17 protein-coding genes are annotated in these 17,925 nt (G+C 70.7%); 5 read left to right on the top strand and 12 right to left on the bottom strand.

What is annotated here, in order from left to right; all coding sequences use genetic code 11:
• Positions 1-49: 49 nt before the first annotated feature.
• Positions 50-709, top strand: coding sequence for a bifunctional DNA primase/polymerase (locus tag ACFV8T_RS31400; protein ID WP_266427185.1), 660 nt, complete (start codon positions 50-52; stop codon positions 707-709).
• A 91-nt stretch (positions 710-800) separates the two neighbouring features.
• On the opposite strand, the gene ftsY is transcribed toward ACFV8T_RS31400, so the two are convergent.
• Positions 801-2,012, bottom strand: a complete 1,212-nt coding sequence (gene ftsY / locus ACFV8T_RS31395; protein ID WP_385334220.1) for a signal recognition particle-docking protein FtsY — start codon at positions 2,010-2,012, stop codon at positions 801-803.
• A 109-nt stretch (positions 2,013-2,121) separates the two neighbouring features.
• On the opposite strand from ftsY, the gene ACFV8T_RS31390 reads away from it, so the two are divergent.
• Together ACFV8T_RS31390 and ACFV8T_RS31385 are read left to right on the top strand one after the other, a co-directional pair.
• Positions 2,122-3,537: a purine-cytosine permease family protein gene (locus ACFV8T_RS31390; RefSeq protein WP_385334218.1), complete on the top strand. Its 1,416-nt coding sequence runs from the start codon at positions 2,122-2,124 to the stop codon at positions 3,535-3,537.
• A 58-nt stretch (positions 3,538-3,595) separates the two neighbouring features.
• On the top strand, positions 3,596-4,573 hold the full coding sequence (locus ACFV8T_RS31385) for an LLM class flavin-dependent oxidoreductase (RefSeq protein ID WP_385334216.1): 978 nt from the start codon (positions 3,596-3,598) through the stop codon (positions 4,571-4,573).
• A 64-nt stretch (positions 4,574-4,637) separates the two neighbouring features.
• On the opposite strand, the gene ACFV8T_RS31380 is transcribed toward ACFV8T_RS31385, so the two are convergent.
• The 4 genes from ACFV8T_RS31380 to ACFV8T_RS31365 form a co-directional block, all read right to left on the bottom strand.
• Positions 4,638-6,056, bottom strand: coding sequence for a sugar porter family MFS transporter (locus ACFV8T_RS31380; protein ID WP_385334214.1), 1,419 nt, complete (start codon positions 6,054-6,056; stop codon positions 4,638-4,640).
• A gap of 208 nt (positions 6,057-6,264) precedes the next feature.
• Entirely contained in the window at positions 6,265-10,044 is a 3,780-nt protein-coding gene (locus tag ACFV8T_RS31375; RefSeq protein ID WP_385334212.1) for an AAA family ATPase, read from the bottom strand.
• A 335-nt stretch (positions 10,045-10,379) separates the two neighbouring features.
• Positions 10,380-10,592, bottom strand: a complete 213-nt coding sequence (locus tag ACFV8T_RS31370; RefSeq protein ID WP_018551753.1) for a hypothetical protein — start codon at positions 10,590-10,592, stop codon at positions 10,380-10,382.
• A gap of 429 nt (positions 10,593-11,021) precedes the next feature.
• A complete protein-coding gene (locus ACFV8T_RS31365) occupies positions 11,022-11,303 on the bottom strand; it encodes an acylphosphatase (protein WP_189545860.1) in 282 nt (93 codons plus the stop codon).
• Positions 11,304-11,448: 145 nt separating this feature from the next.
• On the opposite strand from ACFV8T_RS31365, the gene ACFV8T_RS31360 reads away from it, so the two are divergent.
• The gene (locus ACFV8T_RS31360; RefSeq protein ID WP_385334210.1) at positions 11,449-12,366 is read left to right on the top strand and encodes a CAP domain-containing protein; all 918 of its coding nucleotides are present in this window, start codon (positions 11,449-11,451) and stop codon (positions 12,364-12,366) included.
• Between the two features lie 76 nt (positions 12,367-12,442).
• On the top strand, positions 12,443-12,835 hold the full coding sequence (locus ACFV8T_RS31355; RefSeq protein ID WP_266427162.1) for a helix-turn-helix domain-containing protein: 393 nt from the start codon (positions 12,443-12,445) through the stop codon (positions 12,833-12,835).
• Here the strand turns inward: ACFV8T_RS31355 and mutM are convergent.
• The 7 genes from mutM to rsmD all read right to left on the bottom strand — a co-directional run bounded on the left by mutM (position 12,832) and on the right by rsmD (position 17,915).
• Complete coding sequence (mutM, locus tag ACFV8T_RS31350) at positions 12,832-13,692, bottom strand: bifunctional DNA-formamidopyrimidine glycosylase/DNA-(apurinic or apyrimidinic site) lyase (RefSeq protein WP_385334208.1); 861 nt, start codon at positions 13,690-13,692, stop codon at positions 12,832-12,834. The two genes, ACFV8T_RS31355 and mutM, sit on opposite strands and share 4 nt — an antisense overlap.
• Positions 13,693-13,785: 93 nt before the next feature.
• Positions 13,786-14,610: a ribonuclease III gene (gene rnc, locus ACFV8T_RS31345; protein WP_385334206.1), complete on the bottom strand. Its 825-nt coding sequence runs from the start codon at positions 14,608-14,610 to the stop codon at positions 13,786-13,788.
• A 19-nt stretch (positions 14,611-14,629) separates the two neighbouring features.
• Positions 14,630-14,803, bottom strand: coding sequence for a 50S ribosomal protein L32 (gene rpmF / locus ACFV8T_RS31340; RefSeq protein ID WP_003965982.1), 174 nt, complete (start codon positions 14,801-14,803; stop codon positions 14,630-14,632).
• Between the two features lie 2 nt (positions 14,804-14,805).
• On the bottom strand, positions 14,806-15,480 hold the full coding sequence (locus tag ACFV8T_RS31335) for a YceD family protein (protein ID WP_385334204.1): 675 nt from the start codon (positions 15,478-15,480) through the stop codon (positions 14,806-14,808).
• Between the two features lie 169 nt (positions 15,481-15,649).
• Positions 15,650-16,726, bottom strand: a complete 1,077-nt coding sequence (locus ACFV8T_RS31330; RefSeq protein ID WP_385334202.1) for a cell division initiation protein — start codon at positions 16,724-16,726, stop codon at positions 15,650-15,652.
• A 98-nt stretch (positions 16,727-16,824) separates the two neighbouring features.
• Complete coding sequence (gene coaD / locus ACFV8T_RS31325) at positions 16,825-17,304, bottom strand: pantetheine-phosphate adenylyltransferase (protein WP_385334325.1); 480 nt, start codon at positions 17,302-17,304, stop codon at positions 16,825-16,827.
• Positions 17,305-17,330: 26 nt separating this feature from the next.
• The gene (rsmD, locus tag ACFV8T_RS31320) at positions 17,331-17,915 is read right to left on the bottom strand and encodes a 16S rRNA (guanine(966)-N(2))-methyltransferase RsmD (RefSeq protein WP_385334200.1); all 585 of its coding nucleotides are present in this window, start codon (positions 17,913-17,915) and stop codon (positions 17,331-17,333) included.
• Positions 17,916-17,925: the final 10 nt, after the last annotated feature.

The following is a 17,925-nucleotide window of genomic DNA, read 5'->3' as shown; positions in this document are numbered from 1 at the left end:
CTCCGCCCCTCGTCGTAACCACCGGCGAGTCGGACCCGTTGGAGGGGGCATGGGCTTCACGATCGGCGGCATCCGCGAGATGCGCACCGGCTCACGGCGCCGCGGCCGGGCGGCCGGGTGCACGGCAGTGGCCGAGTACACGGGACTGTGGGGCTGGGCCGTCGCGCCGGGAGCGCGGGCCGCGGCCGGCCGCTGCTCGTGCGGGGAGGCGGACTGCCCCTCCCCCGGCGCCCATCCGCTGGACTTCGCCCCCGAGGTCCCCGCGGGCGCCACGCTCGACGCGGCGGCCGACGCGTGGGCGCGGGTGCCGGGTGCCTCGATGCTGCTGCCGGTGGGCCGCGCCTTCGACGTCCTCGATGTCGCCGAGGCGGCCGGGCGCCGGGCCCTGGTGCGGATGGAGCGGATGGGGCTGCCGCTCGGCCCGGTCGCGGTGACCCCGGCCGGACGGGCGCAGTTCTTCGTGGCCCCGGGCGCCGCCGCCGAGCTCCCGCAGCTGCTGTACCGGATGGGCTGGGACGACGCGGGGCTGGATCTGCGGGCACTGGGGCCCGGCTGCCACATCACCGCCCCGCCGTCCGACGAGGGCGGCCTCGGCCCGGTCCGGTGGCTGCGCCCGCCGGTGCTCGACACGGCGGCCGCGCCGCCGCAGGCGCGACTCCTGCTGGGCACGCTGGCGTACAGCTGCCATCGCGCGCCGCTGTGCGGCTGAGCACGCCGACGCCCGCACCCGTCCCGCAACGCCGAAGAGCCCGGCCGCAGCTGCATCATGCGGTCGGGCTCTTCGGGTGCGGCGCGAGGCGTCAGTCGCCGATCAGGGCGTCCACGAACGCCTCCGGCTCGAACGGGGCCAGGTCGTCCGGCCCCTCGCCGAGACCCACCAGCTTCACCGGTACGCCCAGCTCGCGCTGGACGGCGATGACGATGCCGCCCTTGGCGGTGCCGTCCAGCTTGGTGAGCACGATGCCGGTGATGTCCACGACCTCGGCGAACACCCGGGCCTGCACCAGACCGTTCTGTCCGGTCGTGGCGTCGAGGACGAGCAGGATCTCGTCGAGCGGTCCGTGCTTCTCGACGACCCGCTTGACCTTGCCCAGCTCGTCCATCAGCCCGGTCTTGGTGTGCAGCCGTCCGGCGGTGTCGATGAGAACCACGTCGGCGCCCTCGGCGATGCCTTCCTTCACCGCGTCGAAGGCGATCGACGCGGGGTCGCCGCCCTCGGGGCCGCGCACGGTGCGGGCGCCGACGCGCTCGCCCCAGGTCTGGAGCTGGTCGGCGGCGGCCGCCCGGAAGGTGTCGGCCGCGCCGAGCACGACGCTGCGGCCGTCGGCGACGAGCACCCGGGCCAGCTTGCCGGTGGTGGTGGTCTTGCCGGTTCCGTTGACGCCGACGACCATCACGACGCCGGGGGTGTCGAGGCCGCTCTCCGTCTTGACCGCACGGTCGAAGTCGGTGCCGAGCAGGTTCAGGAGCTCCTCGCGCAGGAGCGCGCGCAGCCCTTCGGGGGTACGGGTGCCGAGCACGCGGACGCGCTCGCGGAGCCGCTCCACCAGTTCCTGGGTGGGTGCGACGCCGACATCGGCGGTGAGGAGGGTGTCCTCGATCTCCTCCCAGGTGTCCTCGTCGAGGTTGTCCCGGGACAGGAGCGTGAGCAGCCCCTTGCCGAGGGAGTTCTGCGAGCGGGCGAGCCGGGCGCGCAGCCGTACCAGACGGCCGGCGGTGGGCTCGGGCACTTCGAGGGCGGGGGCGGCGGGCGCCTCCGGCTCGACGGCCTCGGGGGCCTCCTCGGCGGGAGCCCCGGCCTCGGGGGGGCCGGCCTCCTCGATGGTGCGGCGCGGTTCCTCGCGCGGTGTCTCGGCTTCCTCACCGACATGGGGCTCGGCGGGAGGAGTGATGGTCGGCGTGCTCGACGGTGCCGGGGGCAGCTGCTTCTTCTTGCGGCTGCTGACCACGAGCCCGCTGATCACGCCGACCGCGACCAGGGCGATGACTACAGCAAGGATGACGAATTCCATAACCCACCCAGTATCAGTCACGTCCGCCCGAGGGGACCGCCCCGAAGGATCACCCGAGTATCCCCTTGGCTGTTATGCACCTTTTGGCGGTAAAGGTACGATCCTGCCCGTGGAGACCCGTGGCCTGGAGCCCGTCCCCGACAACGAGCGCACCGGCCGGGTCCGGACCCTCTTCCCCACCTGGGTCGGCGCGAACCTGACCGTGCTCCTCCTCACCGTCGGCGCGGGGCTCGTCGTCTTCGACGGACTGAATCTCTGGCAGGTGCTGGCGGTGGCGGTCATCGCCTCGGTGATCGGCTTCGGGCTGGTCGGCCTGGTCTCGATCGCGGGCAGGCGGGGCGGGGCGCCCGGCATGGCGCTCTCCCGGGCCGTTTTCGGACAGCGCGGCAATCTGCTGCCCGGCGCGCTGACCTGGGTCGCCCGCTGGGGCTGGGAGACCGTGAACGCGGTCACCGGCACCTACGCGGTACTCGCCGTACTGAATCTGCTCTTCGGCATCACGGGCAGCCACCGCCTGACCCTGGTGACCCTGCTCGCCTTCGTGGGATGCAGCTGGCTGGTGTCGGGGCTGGGCATGGGGGCGCTGCGGGTGTGCTGCACCTGGTCGGCGTATCTCTTCGGCGGCGTCAGTGTGCTCGTACTGATCCATCTGATCGACACGACCGACTGGCGGGACGTGCTGGGCAGGCCCGCCGGACCGACGGCGATGGTGATCGCCGGGGTCGGCACCCTGGCGGCGGGCGGTATCAGCTGGGCCCCGTCGGGCCCCGACTTCGCCCGCTACCTGCCACACACGGCGTCCGGCCGGGCGATGATCGGGGCGACCGTGGGCGGCGCCGGGGTCGTGTATCTGCCGATGGTGCTGATGGGGGCCGTGATGGCGGTCGCCGAGCCGGGGCTGGCCGTCGCCCGCGACCCGGTCGCATTCGTCGGCCCCCTGCTGCCCGACTGGCTCTCGGTGCCGTATCTGCTCTTCGTCGTGGCCGGCATGGTGCTGATCAACGCGATGTCGTTGTATTCGGCCGGTTTCACCGCACAGACGCTGGGATTCCCGATCCCCCGCACCTGGGCGGTCGGCGTGAATGCCGCCATCAGTCTTTTCCTGGGCGCGTCACTGATGCTCGCGGCCACGGGTTTCCTGGATTCCTTCATCTCCTTTCTGACACTCCTCGCCGTGACGTTCTCCGCATGGATCGGGGTCTTCGGCGCGGATCTGCTGCGGGGCCGCGCATACGATCCGGTGGCGCTCCTGGACCCCTCACCGACCAGCGCCTACTGGTACACCGGAGGCTTCGCCGTGCCGGCCGTGGCCGCGTGGGCCGCGGGTCTGGCGACGGGCCTGCTCTTCACCGGCGTGCGGTGGTTCACCGGGCCGCTCGCCACCACCTGGATCGGGCGCCAGGGGCTGGGCTGGGCGGCCACGATCACCGTCTCCGCCACTCTGTACGCGGTCCTGCCGCGTTCCTCCGGGCGGGCCCGGGAGGACGGCGGCGAGAGCGGCGACAGCGCACCCCTACACTTCTGACGCTACGTCAGCTACTGTCCCGGCTCGCCGAGTCCGCCCGACGATGGGGACAAGTCTCATGGCCTTCACTGTGGTTCGGTTCAATCTCGTCGATCCCGACGCCACCCCCGAGTCGCTCTCGACCCGCTACCGCGCCGCGCTGGAGATGGCCGCGTACGCCGACGAGCACGGCGTCGACACCGTGCAGACCGAGGAGCACCACGGCGCCGCCAACTCCTGGCTGCCCTCCCCCTTCGTCTTCGCGGGCTCCGTCTTCGGCACCACCCGCCGGATCGCGGTCACCGTCTCGGCGATCATCGGCCCGCTGCACGACCCGCTGCGGCTGGCCGAGGACATCGCGGTCCTGGACCTGCTGAGCGCCGGCCGGCTGGTGACGGTGGCGGGGATCGGCTACCGGCCCGAGGAGTACGAACAGGCGGGCGTCGAATGGGGCAGGCGCGGCAGGCTCCAGGACGAGCTCCTGGAGACGCTGCTGCAGGCATGGACCGGCGAGCCGTTCCCGCACCGGGGCCGTACGGTCCGCGTCACGCCGCGCCCGTACACCCGGCCGCACCCGCTGCTGCTGGTGGGCGGCAGTTCGCGGGCGGCGGCGCGGCGGGCGGCCCGGTTCGGGCTGCCGTTCTTCCCGAGCGCGCATCTGCCGGAGCTGGAGGCGTACTACCAGGAGCGGCGGGCCGAGTTCGGGACGGACGGGTTCTGCATGATGCCCGCCGCAGAGACACCGCTGCTGCATGTGTCGCAGGACCCGGACCGGACCTGGGCGGAGTACGGCGAGTACTTCCTGCACGAGGCGCGCACGTACGCCTCCTGGCAGTCCAAGGACATCCGCTCCGCCGTACGTTCGGCGGCGACGACGGTGACGGAGCTGCGGGCCGAGGGGGTCTACCGGGTCCTCACCCCGGACGAGTGCGCCGCGGCGGTCACGGAGTTGGACAGCCTGGTGCTGCATCCGCTGTGCGGCGGGATGCCGGTCGAGGAGGGGTGGCGCAGTCTGCGGCTGTTCTGCGGGGCGGTCGCACCGGACGCGCGGCCCTAGGCATGCGTGCCGGACGCCGCACGGCAGACGGCAGTTCGACGACAGGGCCTGGGGTGGGCCGGCTCTAGCCCATCTCCTCCAGCGCCTTGCCCTTGGTCTCCTTCACGAACTTGAGCACGAAGGGGATCGAGAGCGTGGCGAAGCACGCGTAGATGATGTACGTGCCCGACAGGTTCCAGTCGGACAGGCTCGGGAAGCTCGCGGTGATCGCCCAGTTGGCGATCCACTGGGCGGAGGCGGCGACGCCGAGCGCGGCGGCGCGGATCTTGTTGGGGAACATCTCGCCGAGGAAGACCCAGACGACGACACCCCACGACAGGGCGAAGAAGAGCACGAACACATGGGCCGCGACGAGCGCCACGACGCCCTGGGTGCTGGGCAGTTTGCCGTCGACCAGGTCCGCGGAGAAGGCCCAGGCCTCGAAGGCGAGGGCGATGGCCATACCGGTGGAGCCCGCCAGCGCGAGCGGCCGACGGCCCACCCGGTCCACCAGGACCATCGCGATGACGGTACCGATGATGTTGATGATGGACGTGGTGAACGACCAGAAGAACGAGGCGGTCGGGTCGATGCCGACGGACTGCCAGAGTGTCGCCGAGTAGTAGAACGCCACGTTGATGCCGACGAGTTGCTGGAAGACCGACAGACCGATACCGACCCAGACGATCGGCAGGAAGCCGAAGCGGCTGCCGAGCAGGTCCGCGAACTTGGACTTGTGCTCGCGGTGCATGGCGGTCTCGATCTCGGCCACCCGGGCATCGAGGTCGATACCCTTGCCCTCGACCTCCTCCAGGATCTTCCTGGCCCGGTCCTTCTTGCCGATCGAGATCAGGAACCGCGGCGACTCGGGGATCGCGAAGGACAGGAGCCCGTACAGGAGGGCCGGGACGACCATCACGCCGAGCATCCACTGCCAGGCTTCGAGGCCGCCGATCTTGCCGCGCTGGTCGCCGTCGGCGAGCTGCAGGATGCCGTAGTTGACCAGCTGGGAGATGGCGATGCCGATGACGATCGCCGCCTGCTGGAAGGAGCCGAGCCGGCCGCGGTAGGCGGGCGGCGAGACCTCCGCGATGTACGCCGGGCCGATCACCGAGGCCATCCCGATGGCGAAGCCGCCGATGATGCGCCACATCGCCAGGTCCCAGAGCGCGAACGGGAGCGCGGAGCCGACGGCGCTGATGGTGAAGAGCACGGAGGCGATCTGCATGCAGCGGATACGGCCGATGCGGTCGGCGATGCGCCCCGCGGTGGCCGCGCCGATCGCACAGCCGATCAGGGCGATGGCGATGACCTGGGCGAGCGTTCCCGAGCCGATGTCGTAGCGGCTGCGGATCGCCTCGACGGCGCCGTTGATGACCGAGCTGTCGTAACCGAACAGGAAGCCGCCCATGGCGGCGGCCGCCGTGATGAAGATGACATGGCCGAGGTGCTCCGGGTGGGCCGCTCGGGCTCCGGACGGCGGTCCCTGCGATGTGCTGGTCACATGAACTCCTGATGCCTGGCCGCGTCGTCAGGTGTGGGGGCGAACTCTTCCAAGTGGCGCATAACTTCTCTACTGCCACCACTTGAAGGCAAAAAAGACATCGCAGACACTATTCGTTCATGCTTCGAAGTCGACACCCGGGACCTTGCGCACATCCACCCAGAGATACCCAAAAAGTATGTCGAAGTCTTGGAGATCGGGTAAGGCTTCAGCGCAGGCGCTGGCTGATGACCTTGGAGACACCGTCGCCCTGCATCGAGACGCCGTACAGCGCGTCGGCGACCTCCATCGTTCGCTTCTGATGCGTGATCACGATGAGCTGCGAGCTCTCCTGGAGCTCTTCCATGATCCGGATCAGCCGCTGCAGATTGGTGTCGTCGAGCGCCGCCTCGACCTCGTCCATCACATAGAACGGGCTCGGCCGGGCCTTGAAGATGGAGACCAGCAACGCCACCGCCGTGAGCGAGCGTTCGCCGCCGGACAGCAGCGAGAGCCGCTTGACCTTCTTGCCGGGCGGCCTCGCCTCGACGTCCACACCGGTCGCGAGCATGTTGTCCGGGTCGGTCAGGACGAGCCGGCCCTCGCCGCCCGGGAAGAGCCGCGAGAAGACACCCTCGAACTCACGGGCCGTGTCCCGGTACGCCTCCGTGAACACCTGCTCGACCCGCTCGTCGACCTCCTTGATGACCTGTATCAGATCGGCACGGGTCTTCTTCAGGTCTTCGAGCTGCTCGGAGAGGAACTTGTGCCGCTCCTCCAGCGCCGAGAACTCCTCCAGGGCGAGCGGATTCACCTTCCCGAGTTGCTGATACGCCCGTTCGGCCGACTTCAGCCGCTTCTCCTGCTCGGCCCTGACGAACGGCTTCGGCCGGTTGCGCGGATGCTCCGGGTCCTGCGGCAGCTCCTCGCCCTCCGCGGCCGGTGACGGCGGTACGAGCTGGTCGGGGCCGTACTCGGCGGCCAGCCCGGCCGGCTCGACGCCCAGCTCCTCCAGCGCCTTCGCCTCCAACTGCTCTATCCTCAGCCGCTTCTCGGCACCGAGCACCTCGCCGCGGTGGACCGAGTCGGTGAGCTTGTCCAACTCGCCCTTGAGCTCACGGCCCCGGCCGCGCTCGGCCGCCAGCTCCCGTTCCCGCTCCGCCTTCGCCGCCTCGGCCACGACCCGCTCCCGCTCGGCCCGTACGACGGACACCTCGACATGCGCGAGCAGCTGACGGGCACCGGAGGCGACGGCGGTGGCCACCGCCACCTCGTGCCGCAGCCGGGCCCGGCGCCGCTCGGCGCGGGCGCGGGCCTCCCGTTCGGCGCGGGCGCCCCGGTCGAGGGAGTCCGCCCGGCCCGCGAGCGCCTTGACCCGCTCCTCGTGGGTACGCACCTGGAGGCGGGCCTCCATCTCGGTCTGGCGGGCGTTGGCACCGTCGGCGGCGAGCCGGTCCCGCACGGAGGTGTCCGGCTCCTCCTCGACCGGCATCTCCTCGGCGACGAGCAGCCGCTCGGCCAGCTCCTCGGCCTCCTCGGTCGCCCGGTCGAGGGCCTCCTGGGCACGGGCGGCCGACGCGGTCGTCCGGTCGGCCTCGCCCGCCGCGCCACGGGCCTGCCCGGCCAGCCGCCCCAGCTGCTGGGACACCCCGGACTTCTCCCGCTCGGCCGCCCGGCGCCGCTCCCCGAGCTCCTCGACCAGCCCGGCAGCGGCCCGGCGCCGCTCCCCCGCGAGCCGCTGCGCCTCGGTCAACCCGGCGCACCGCACGGCCAGTTCCTCCAGTTGGGCGGCGGCCTCGTCGACCGAAGCCTGTACTTCGAGGAGGCTCGGTGCCCCGGCGGAGCCGCCGTGCGCGAAGTGGGCCGAGAGGATGTCCCCCTCGGCGGTCACGGCCGTCAGTTCCGGGTGTACGGCGACGAGGTCCTCGGCGTCCTCCAGGGTGCCGACGACCACCATGTCCCGCACCAGCCTGCGTACGGCGCCCAGCAGTTCGACGGGCCCGCGGACGAGATCGGCCACGGCGGGCGGCCCTGCTGCGGGCCCCCCGCTCACGGCAACGGCCGCGGCATGAGCGGACACGAGCGCCCCGTCCGCCTCGCCGGACCCCTGCACCTGCCCGGGTACGTGCACAGCAGGCGCGTCGGTACCACCAGCAGACGCATCCGTACCGCCGGCAGACGCATCGGTACCGCCGGCAGACGCATCGGTACCACCCACAGCGCCACCACCATCAACGGCGGCAGCACCGGCACCATGGACACCTCCCTGATCAGGGACCCCGGCGCGCCGCACCCCGCCCAGCAGCAGCGCGGCCCGCCCCGCGTCCTGCTTGCGCAGCAGCCGGATCGCCTCCGCCGCCGTGGCCGGGTCCGTCACCGCGACCGCGTCCGCCGCCGCACCCAGCGCCGCCGCCACCGCCACCTCGTGCCCCGGCGCCACCGTCAGGAGTTCCGCGGCCGGGCCGAGCAGGCCGGACAGCTGGTCCTGCGCGCCGAGCAGCGCGCCCGTGCCGTCCTTGCGGCGCAGACCGAGGGCCAGCGCTTCGCGCCGGGCCGCGACCGCCGCCCGCTTCCGTTCTGCGGCGGTGGCCGCCTCCCGGGCCGCGGAGAGCGCCGCCTCCGCCTCCGCGAGCTCCCGCTTGGCGGCATCGTGCTGCTCGCCGAGCTCCTGGTCCCCGGCGTCCAGGCCCTCGACCTCGGCCCTGAGCTGTTCGTACTCCTCCTGGGCGGCGACCGCCCGCTCCCGCGCCTCGTCCCGGGAGGCGGCCAGCCGGTCGATCTCGGCCTGCGCCGAACCGGCCCGGCCACGGGCGGCGTTGACCTGGCCGTTCAGCCGGGCGAGCCCCTCGCGGCGGTCCGCGATGGCGCGGGCGGCATCCTTGAGCCTGCGCTCCTCGGCCGCCAACTCCCGCTCCAGGTCGGCGCGGTGGGCCGCGGTGTCCTCCAGCGCGTGCTCCGCGGCCTCCAGTGCGGCCGTCAGCTCCGCCTCCTGCTCACGGATCCTGGCCGCCTCCCGCTCCATGTCCTCGGGGTCGCGACCGCGCCGCTCCTCCTCCTCAGGAGCGGCGGCGCTCTTCACCCGGGCGTCGGCCAGCGAGATCGTGCCGCGTACCCGCTCGGCCAGCTGGGACAGCTCGTACCAGGTCTGCTGGGCCCGCTGGAGCCGCGGCGCCAGCCGTCGCACCTCGTCCTCCAGCTCCGCCTCGCGCGCCAGGGCCGCCTTGAGTTCCGCCTCCGCGGCCTCCCGGCGCTGCTTGAGCGCCGCTTCGTCGGCGATCTCGCTGCGCAGCGCCGTGCGCAGCCGCACCAGGTCGTCGGCGAGCAGCCGCAGCTTGGCGTCGCGCAGATCGGCCTGGATGACGGCGGCCCGGCGCGCCACGGCCGCCTGCCGGCCGAGCGGTTTCAGCTGCCGCCGCAGTTCGTCGGTGAGGTCCTGGACACGGGCGAGGTTGGCCCCCATCGCGTCCAGTTTCCGCAGTGCCTTCTCTTTCCGCTTGCGGTGCTTGAGCACACCCGCGGCTTCCTCGATGAACGCGCGACGGCCCATTGGATCGGCGTGGAGCACGGAGTCCAGTTGCCCCTGACCGACGATGACATGCATCTCGCGGCCGATGCCGGAGTCCGAGAGGAGTTCCTGGATATCCAGGAGCCGGCAGGTGTCGCCATTGATCTGGTACTCGCTGCCGCCATTGCGGAACATGATCCGAGTGATCGTCACTTCGGCGTACTCGATGGGCAGTGCGCCGTCGGAATTGTCGATGGTCAGCGATACTTCGGCCCTGCCGAGCGGCGGCCGCCCGGTGGTACCGGCGAAGATCACGTCTTCCATCTTGCCGCCGCGCAGGGATTTGGCGCCCTGTTCCCCCATGACCCAGGAGAGCGCGTCCACCACATTGGACTTGCCGGACCCATTGGGGCCGACGACGCAAGTGATGCCGGGTTCGAACCGCAGCGTCGTGGCGGAGGCGAACGATTTGAAACCACGCAGGGTCAGGGCCTTGAGGTGCACGCCGCCGGACTCTACCTTTCGCTCTCGGTTTCGCTGATGAAGGTGCAGGGCACATCAGACGTTAAGGGAAGAGGTGTACGCCGGGGGCGGGTCCCGCACAGGTCCGAGCGGTAGAGAATCCGGACGGGAAAAGAAAGAAGGGACGCCGAGGCGCCCCTTGTAAATCTTGTGCCGTGTTACGTGCGGTGTTGCTGGTGCAGCTGCGCATGACGGATCAAGGACATGTCACGAAGGTGACAGATCAAGAGCAGTGATCTTCAATGATCCGGCGACGATCCGGGTGATGATCTCGGACGGCTGACGCGTACAGCCCGACCGGCCCCTGGGGCCATCGGTCAGGTCAGCGCCGGCTCCGCCTGAGGTACGTCGATGTCGATGCTGTCGAGCAGCGACTCTTGGTGCTGGGCGGCGGCGTTCAACGCGTCGTTCTCGTCCTGAATCCGTACAAGCTCGGATTCGAGATCCTGGACGCGCTGCTGGAGCCGTCGCATCTCGGCGAGGAGTCGCGGGTCGGAACCGCCGACGTAACCGAGAAGCGCCTTTGCCATGATGGATGGTCCTCCACACTGAGTGACCGACCGATGCGGTGTGGGTCGTGAGGGAATCGCACCCGCGGTGCTCGGCAGTGCTCTGTCGTCACTGCTGTTCTGCTGCCAAACAGCTCTGCCAAACAGCTAAGGTGCGCGGGGATTTCAGCGTCTCACCAAAAAGTTTGACGGTCAACACGATCACACCCTGTAGAGACAGGCGGCCCGGGGGCGCGCGGCTCGACGATCATGCGGCGCGACTCTCCTGCGGGGGCCCTGCGGGGCGTGGAGATCATCCTTACTGCCGCAGCCTGGCACGGTAACCGAATCTTGGCAACCACCCGGTCATTCCGCAGGTCATTTCATGTGTACACAGATGAGCACCCCGCCCGGCAACGCCTCGCCACACTTCGAACACGGCCTGTTTCGTGCCCCCGGGCGGGACCGCGATCAGCGGATCGCGAAGCCCTCGTAACCACCGCGCGGGGTGTCCCATATCTCAGTGACTCCGTCGACGCGTCCGGGTGTGTCGTCCGAGCGCAGCCAGTCCAACAGGCGGTGGCAATTCTCCCGCCGCCCCTCGGCGACGACCTGCACCCTGCCGTCGTCGAGATTGAGGGCGAAGCCGGTGAGGCCACCGATCTCCAGAGCGTTTGCCCTGGTGAACCAGCGGAACCCCACCTGCTGCACTCGGCCGCGTACCCATGCGGTGAGTCGTACTTCTTCGTTCATGCCCGAACGCTAACCGGCCGATTGCCCTCGGAGCACTTCCTGCCGTGGGGCCATGGCGTACAGTCCCGACGCAATGGCCTCACTCGAACGGGTGAGGCATGTTGACGCCCGAAGCGGCGTCCAGACAGTCAGAAGGGCTCAGCAGATGGGACGCCACCGACTCTCCGCCGCAGCTCCGGCCGCTGAGGACCACGCGACGGGGGGCGCGGGCCGGAACCAGGGCGGGCACCGCCGGAAGCGGTCCGGAGCACCGGTCCGTACGGGACTGGTCGGCGTCTCCGCGGCCCTTGCGGTGGGAGCCGTGGCGGTGGCCTCCGGCCTGCTGCCCGGCGGCGACACCCTCACGGGCGGCGGTGGCGCCGCCGACCGGGTACGCGCCGAGGGCGCCCCGGATCTGCTGACCCAGGACGGCTCCACCGCCGCCCCGGCCGATCGCGGCACCCCGTCCGCCCCGGCCGGCCGCGGCATCGGACGGGCCGAGGGCCCGGCGAGGGCGGAGTCCCCCACCGGTTCCCCCGCGTCCCCTTCGAGGACGTCCGGGCCGGCCGAGCGGACGAAGCCGTCCCCCTCGGCGCCTTCGGGGCAGGCTTCGGCCGGGACCGGGAAGCGCACCGCCCCCGCCGCCGAGACCTCGTCGGCCGCACCGAAGGCCCCTTCCTCTGCTCCGGCCACCCGCGGCGCCGCCGCCCCGACCACCCAGTCCGCGGTGCTCGCCCTGGTCAACCAGGAACGCGCGAAGGTCGGCTGCAGCCCGCTGACCGCCAGTGCCTCGCTCGCCTCACTCGCCCAGGACTTCAGTGAGGACATGGCCGCCCGCGGCTTCTTCGACCACACCGACCCCGACGGCCGGACCCCCTGGGACCGCGCCTCTGAGTCCGGTGTGCCGGGCCTCGCCGCCGAGAACATAGCCCGCGGCCAGACCGACGCGCAGGCCGTGATGGACTCCTGGATGAACAGCGCCGGCCACCGGGCGAACATTCTCAACTGCGACTACAAGACGCTCGGTGTCGGAGTGCACTACGGCTCCGGCGGCCCCTGGTGGACCCAGGACTTCGGCTTCTGACCCGCACCCCGGACAGCGCTCTCTTGGAGAAAGCGCACTCCTGCGGTGAGCGCTGTGCGGGCGTACGCTGCTCGGTATGGACGAGAAGACCCGTCTGGACGCGCTCGCCTTCGATGTGTTCTCCAGACAGTGCCCCTCACGCGGCACGCTGGAGCATGTCACCGGACGCTGGGGCAGTCTGACGCTGGGAGCGCTGTACGAAGGCGGCTTCCGCTTCAACGAGCTCCGTCGCCGGGTCGACGGGGTGAGCGAGAAGATGCTCTCCCAGACGCTCCACGCCCTGGAACGGGACGGTCTGGTCCACCGCGAGGCCCAGCCGACCAATCCGCCGCGCGTCGACTACGAGCTGACGCCGCTGGGCCGGCAGGTGGCCGAGCGGCTGCTCGCGCTGATCGGGCTCGTCGAGGGCCGGATGCCCGAGGTGCTCCGGGCCCGTGAGCACTACGACGAGACGCACCCCACGCCTTAGGCCGTGGCGCGCGGCGGTCGCTGGCAGCGCGGGCAGAAGTAGCTGGAGCGGTTCATCCAGGGGCGGCGGCGAATCTGCGTGCCGCAGCGGTGGCAGGGCTCGTCCTCGCGTCCGTAGGCGTCGAGCGAGCGGTCGAAGTAGCCGGACTCGCCGTTCACGTTGACGTAGAGGCTGTCGAAGCTGGTGCCGCCCTGGTCGAGCGCCGCGGTCATCACCTCGCGGACATGGCCGAGCAGTTCGGCCGACTTGGGGCGGGTGAGGGTCGCGGTCGGCCGGTCGTAGTGCAGCCTGCTGCGCCAGAGCGCCTCGTCCGCGTAGATGTTGCCGACCCCGCTGATCAGCGACTGGTCGAGCAGGGCCCGCTTGACGGTCGTACGGCGCAGTCGCAGGGCCGCGTGGAAGGCGGCGTCGTCGAACGCCGGGTCCAGGGGGTCGCGGGCGATGTGCGCGATGGTGTCGGGCAGCCCGTCGGGGGTGTTCTCGTGGAGCGACAGCCCGCCGAAGGTCCGCTGGTCGACGAAGCGGAGCTCGGTGCCGAGGGAGTCGTCGAACCGGATCCGGATGCGCAGATGCTTCTCGTCCGGTGCGTCCTGCGGCTGCACGAGCAGCTGGCCGCTCATGCCGAGGTGGCCGAGGAGCGAGCTGGACGCGTCGTCCAGCGGCACCCAGAGGTATTTGCCGCGGCGCATCGCCGTTCCGAAGCGGGCGCCGCCGAGCCGGGCCGCGAAGTCCACACCCCCGGCGAGATGGCGGCGGACCGCACGCGGGTGCAGCACCTCGACGTCGCCGACGGTCCGGTCGGTGACCCAGCGTTCGAGACCACGTCGTACGACTTCGACCTCGGGCAGCTCGGGCACGGTGTCGCTCCTGAAGAGAAGGTCTGGGAAAAGAGTACGTTTCCGGGCAGGACGAACCCCCCGGTGCGCGGGGGCACCGGGGGGTTCCGGGGGTCAGGCCGGAGCGGCGTCCGTGGACGGCGACGGGCCTGCAGGGGTGTCGGCGGCCCCTCCTTCGGCAGCCGCCTTCGCCGCTGCCGCCCGTTCCTCCGCGGCGGCGCTGATCTCGCGCCAGGCGGACTCCGCCGCCTGCTGCTCCGCTTCCTTCTTGCTACGGCCGGTGCCGGTGCCGTACGAGACACCACCGACGCGAGCAGCAGCAGTAAAGGTCTTCTCGTGGTCCGGGCCGGTCTCCGTGACGAGGTACTCGGGGACTCCGAGGCTCTCGCCGGCGGTGAGCTCCTGGAGGCTGGTCTTCCAGTCCAGGCCGGCACCGAGGTTGGAGGACCTGTCGATCAGCGGGTCGAAGAGCCGGTGGACCAGCTCCGAGGCCGCGCTGAGGCCCTGGTCGAGATAGACCGCGCCGATCACCGCTTCAAGGGTGTCGGCGAGGATGGACGCCTTGTCCCGGCCTCCCGTGCCCTCTTCACCCCGGCCGAGCCGGATGAAGGAGCCGAGTTCGAGGCCGCGGCCCACTTCCGCAAGCGCACGCGAGTTGACCACCGCGGCCCGCAACTTGGCCAGCTGGCCTTCGGGCAGGTCGGGGTGGGTGCGGTACAGCGTGTCCGTGACCACCAGGCCGAGCACCGAATCCCCGAGGAATTCGAGCCGCTCGTTGGTGGGCAGACCGCCGTTCTCGTATGCGTACGAACGGTGGGTCAGCGCACGCACCAGAAGGGCGGTCTCGAGTTGATACCCGAGCCGCCCTTCCAGAAGCGTGTGGGACGAGGCTGTGTTGACGTTGTCTGCCTTCTTCTTGGCGCTGGACAACTCAGACATCGGGCCTCTCACCAGCCGCTCAGACCTCGAGGACCTGGCGCTTGTTGTACGTGCCGCAGCTGGGGCACGCGATGTGCTGCAGCTTCGGCTCCTGGCAACGCTCGCACGAAACCAGGGTGGGGACCGCAGCCTTCCACTGCGACCGGCGGTGGCGCGTGTTGCTGCGCGACATCTTCCGCTTCGGAACAGCCACGGCTACTTCTCCTGCTTCTCGTCGACGCCCGCTTCGGCGCCGCCCATGTTGTCCTTCTCGCCGTCCTGAACGGTGTCGGCGAGTCCCTGCAATGCCGCCCAACGGATGTCGACGGCATCATGGTGGTGACCGGGGTTCTCGTCCAGCCTGATCCCACATTCGGAACACAGGCCGGCACAGGACTCCCGGCACACCGGCTGCATCGGCAGTGCGAGCACCACCGCATCGCGCAGCACTGGTTCGAGGTCGAACAGGCCGTCCTCGATGAAGAGCCTGTCCTCGTCGTCCTCGGCGTCGTCGGCCGGCTCCGCCTTGCTGCTGCGGCCCCGGTCATCGGCGTCAGGGTACGAGAACATCTCCTGGAAGTCCGCCGCAACCTCAAGGCGCAGCGGCTCCAGACACCTTACGCACTCCCCCTCGGCCGACGCACGGGCGGTGCCTGTGACAAGCACCCCTTCCATGACCGATTCGAGGCGGAGGTCCAGCTCCACGGGTGCGCCTTCCGGCACACCGATGACCCCTTCGATACCGAGGACCGACGGCGGACCGGGTGCGTCCACCGTGCGGGAGAGCCGCTGGAGGGCACCGGGACGCCGACCCAGCTCGTGCGTATCGAACACGAGGGGGTTTCGGTGGTCGAGGTGGCCGTTCAGGGCTTTTCCTGCTTTCGAAATCATGTGCAACGCACATCGTGGGGAGGGCCGACCTGATTCGGAGTCGAAACGGGCAGCCGGGATCGCGGACATACGCGCGACCGAAGAGCCAGGATACTGGACGCGCCGCCCAGCTCCCAATCCGGGCCGTCGGGCCCGTCCGGACCCACTTCCCGGCCCCTCTCCCGTCCGGTCAGCGCTCCTGCTCGTACCGGCGGAGCTGATCCAGGTCGATCATGCTGGTGTCGAACAGGCTGGTCTCGTCGAGGGCGCTCTCGCCCTGCTGCTGGAGCGCCTGCTGGGGCTGCACGGGCTGCTGCTGCCAGCCGTCGTACCCATGGACCGGCACCTGGGCCTGGCCCTGGTCGTAGCCCTGTTGCTGATAGGCCGCGGCGTACGGGTCCGGCTGCTGCTGGTACCCGTACATGTCCTGCTGCGGCTGGTCCTGGTACGCGTAGGTCTCCGCGTAGCCGGGCTGCGTCTGGGCGGGGAAGTGCGGCTGGGCCTGCTGGTGCACCGGCTGCGGCTCCGGGGTGGCGATCTCGGCGAGGCCTGCCCAGTGGTCCTCGTCGCTCATGTGCGCCTGGTTGCCCGCCGCGTCCTGGGCGGCCACGTGCGCGCCGAGCTCATCGGTGGCGACCCGGCCGTGCAGCTTCTGCCGGCCGCGGCCGACCGCCTCCAGGGTCTTGGCGAGCACGGCCTCGAAGGCGCCCAGCTTGGTGTCGACGTACTCGTCCGCCCGGCGCTGGAGCGTGGCCGGGTCGGTGCTGCGCTCGGGGGCCTCGGCGAAGTCCGGGTCCTCGTAGCCCTGCTCGTCGAAGGCCTGGCCGCGGCCGAGGAGCTTCTCGCGGCCCCGGTCGACGGAGCCGATCGTCTTGGTGAGGACGACCTCGAAGTTGGCGAGCTTGCTGTCGACGTACTCGTCGGCTTCGCCGCGCACCTCGGCGGCCTCCCGGCGGGCCTCGTCGAGGATCCGGTCGGCCTCGCTGCGGGACTGCCTGGCGACCTCGGTGTCGGAGATCAGCGAGGTGCGTTCGGCGCGGGCGGCCCCGATGATCCGCTCGGCCTCCTGGCGGGCCTGCTCGGCCAGCTGTTCCTGGCCGCCGATGAGCTCCTGGGCGTGGGCGAGCGAGCCGGGCAGGGCCTCGCGCACCTCTTCGAGCATCGCGAGCAGCTCGGCGCGGTTGACCACGCACGAAGCCGACATGGGCATCGACCGGGCGTTCCCGACCGCTTCGACGATCTCGTCGAGCTTCTTCTGCACGTCCACCGTGTGCTCGCCACTCTCTACAGCCGATTGGAGACGGACGGGACGACTGTAAGGCCAGTCGGCGCCCGTCCGACACCTGGTGACGGGCCGTCAGCTCCTCAGTCCCGGGCGAGGCGCTCGGTGAGGGCCTGGTGGACCAGCGGCGGGAGCAGGTGGGAGACGTCGCCGCCCCAGGTGGCGACCTCCTTGACCAGGGAGGACGACAGGAAGCTGTAGGTGGGATTGGTCGGCACGAAGAGCGTCTCGACGCCCGAGAGGCCGTTGTTCATCTGGGCCATCTGGAGCTCGTAGTCGAAGTCGCTGACGGCCCGCAGGCCCTTCACGATCGCCGGGATGTCGCGCTGCTTGCAGAAGTCGACCAGGAGGCCGTGGAAGGACTCGACCTGGACGTTGCCGAAGTCCGCGGTGACCTGGCGGATCAGGTCGATCCGCTCGTCGACCGTGAACAGGCCCTTCTTGGACTGGTTGATCATCACCGCGACATGTACGACGTCGTACAGCTTCGAGGCACGGCCAATGATGTCGAGGTGTCCATTGGTGATGGGGTCGAATGACCCCGGACAGACGGCGCGGCGCAACTTGGTTCCCTCGCTCTCCGGTCCGGTCATCGTGCGTCTTCGCACGTAGAGGCGGCGCGACCGTACCAAAGCGTTCCTTCGCCGTATCGGCGGGCCCGCAATGGTTCGAATCCCTCGGGCCAGCCGAATTCTCCGCCTCTTGTGCTGCGTTCCACGGTGACGAGGGCATCGGCCGTGAGCCACCCCTGGGCACGGAGTGTGAGCAGTATCTCGGCAAGATCGTCGTCGGTGACGGCGTACGGCGGGTCCAGGAACACCACGTCGTACGGCTCCGCCGGTGCCGGTCCCGTCACGATCTGTTCGGCTTTGCCGGTGCGGACCTCGGCACCGGGCAGACCGAGCGTGCGGACGTTGTCCCGGACGATACGGACGGCCTTGGGGTCGGCCTCGACGAGCAGGGCGTGCACCGCGCCCCGGGAGAGCGCCTCCAGGCCGACGGCCCCGGAACCCGCGTACAGATCGGCGATACGGGTGCCCTCCAGGCTGCCGAGGAGGGCTTCCCAGGTGGAGAAGAGGCCCTCGCGCGCACGGTCGGAGGTGGGGCGGGTGCCGGTGCCGGGCGGGACGGCCAGGCGGCGTCCGCCGGCCGAGCCGGCGATCACGCGGGTCATGGGTGTCTGG

Source organism: Streptomyces sp. NPDC059832, from assembly GCF_042731715.1.
Taxonomy (GTDB): Bacteria; Actinomycetota; Actinomycetes; order Streptomycetales; family Streptomycetaceae; genus Streptomyces.
Note: the sequence above shows the minus strand (reverse complement) of the source record. Positions and strands in the feature narration are given on the sequence as shown.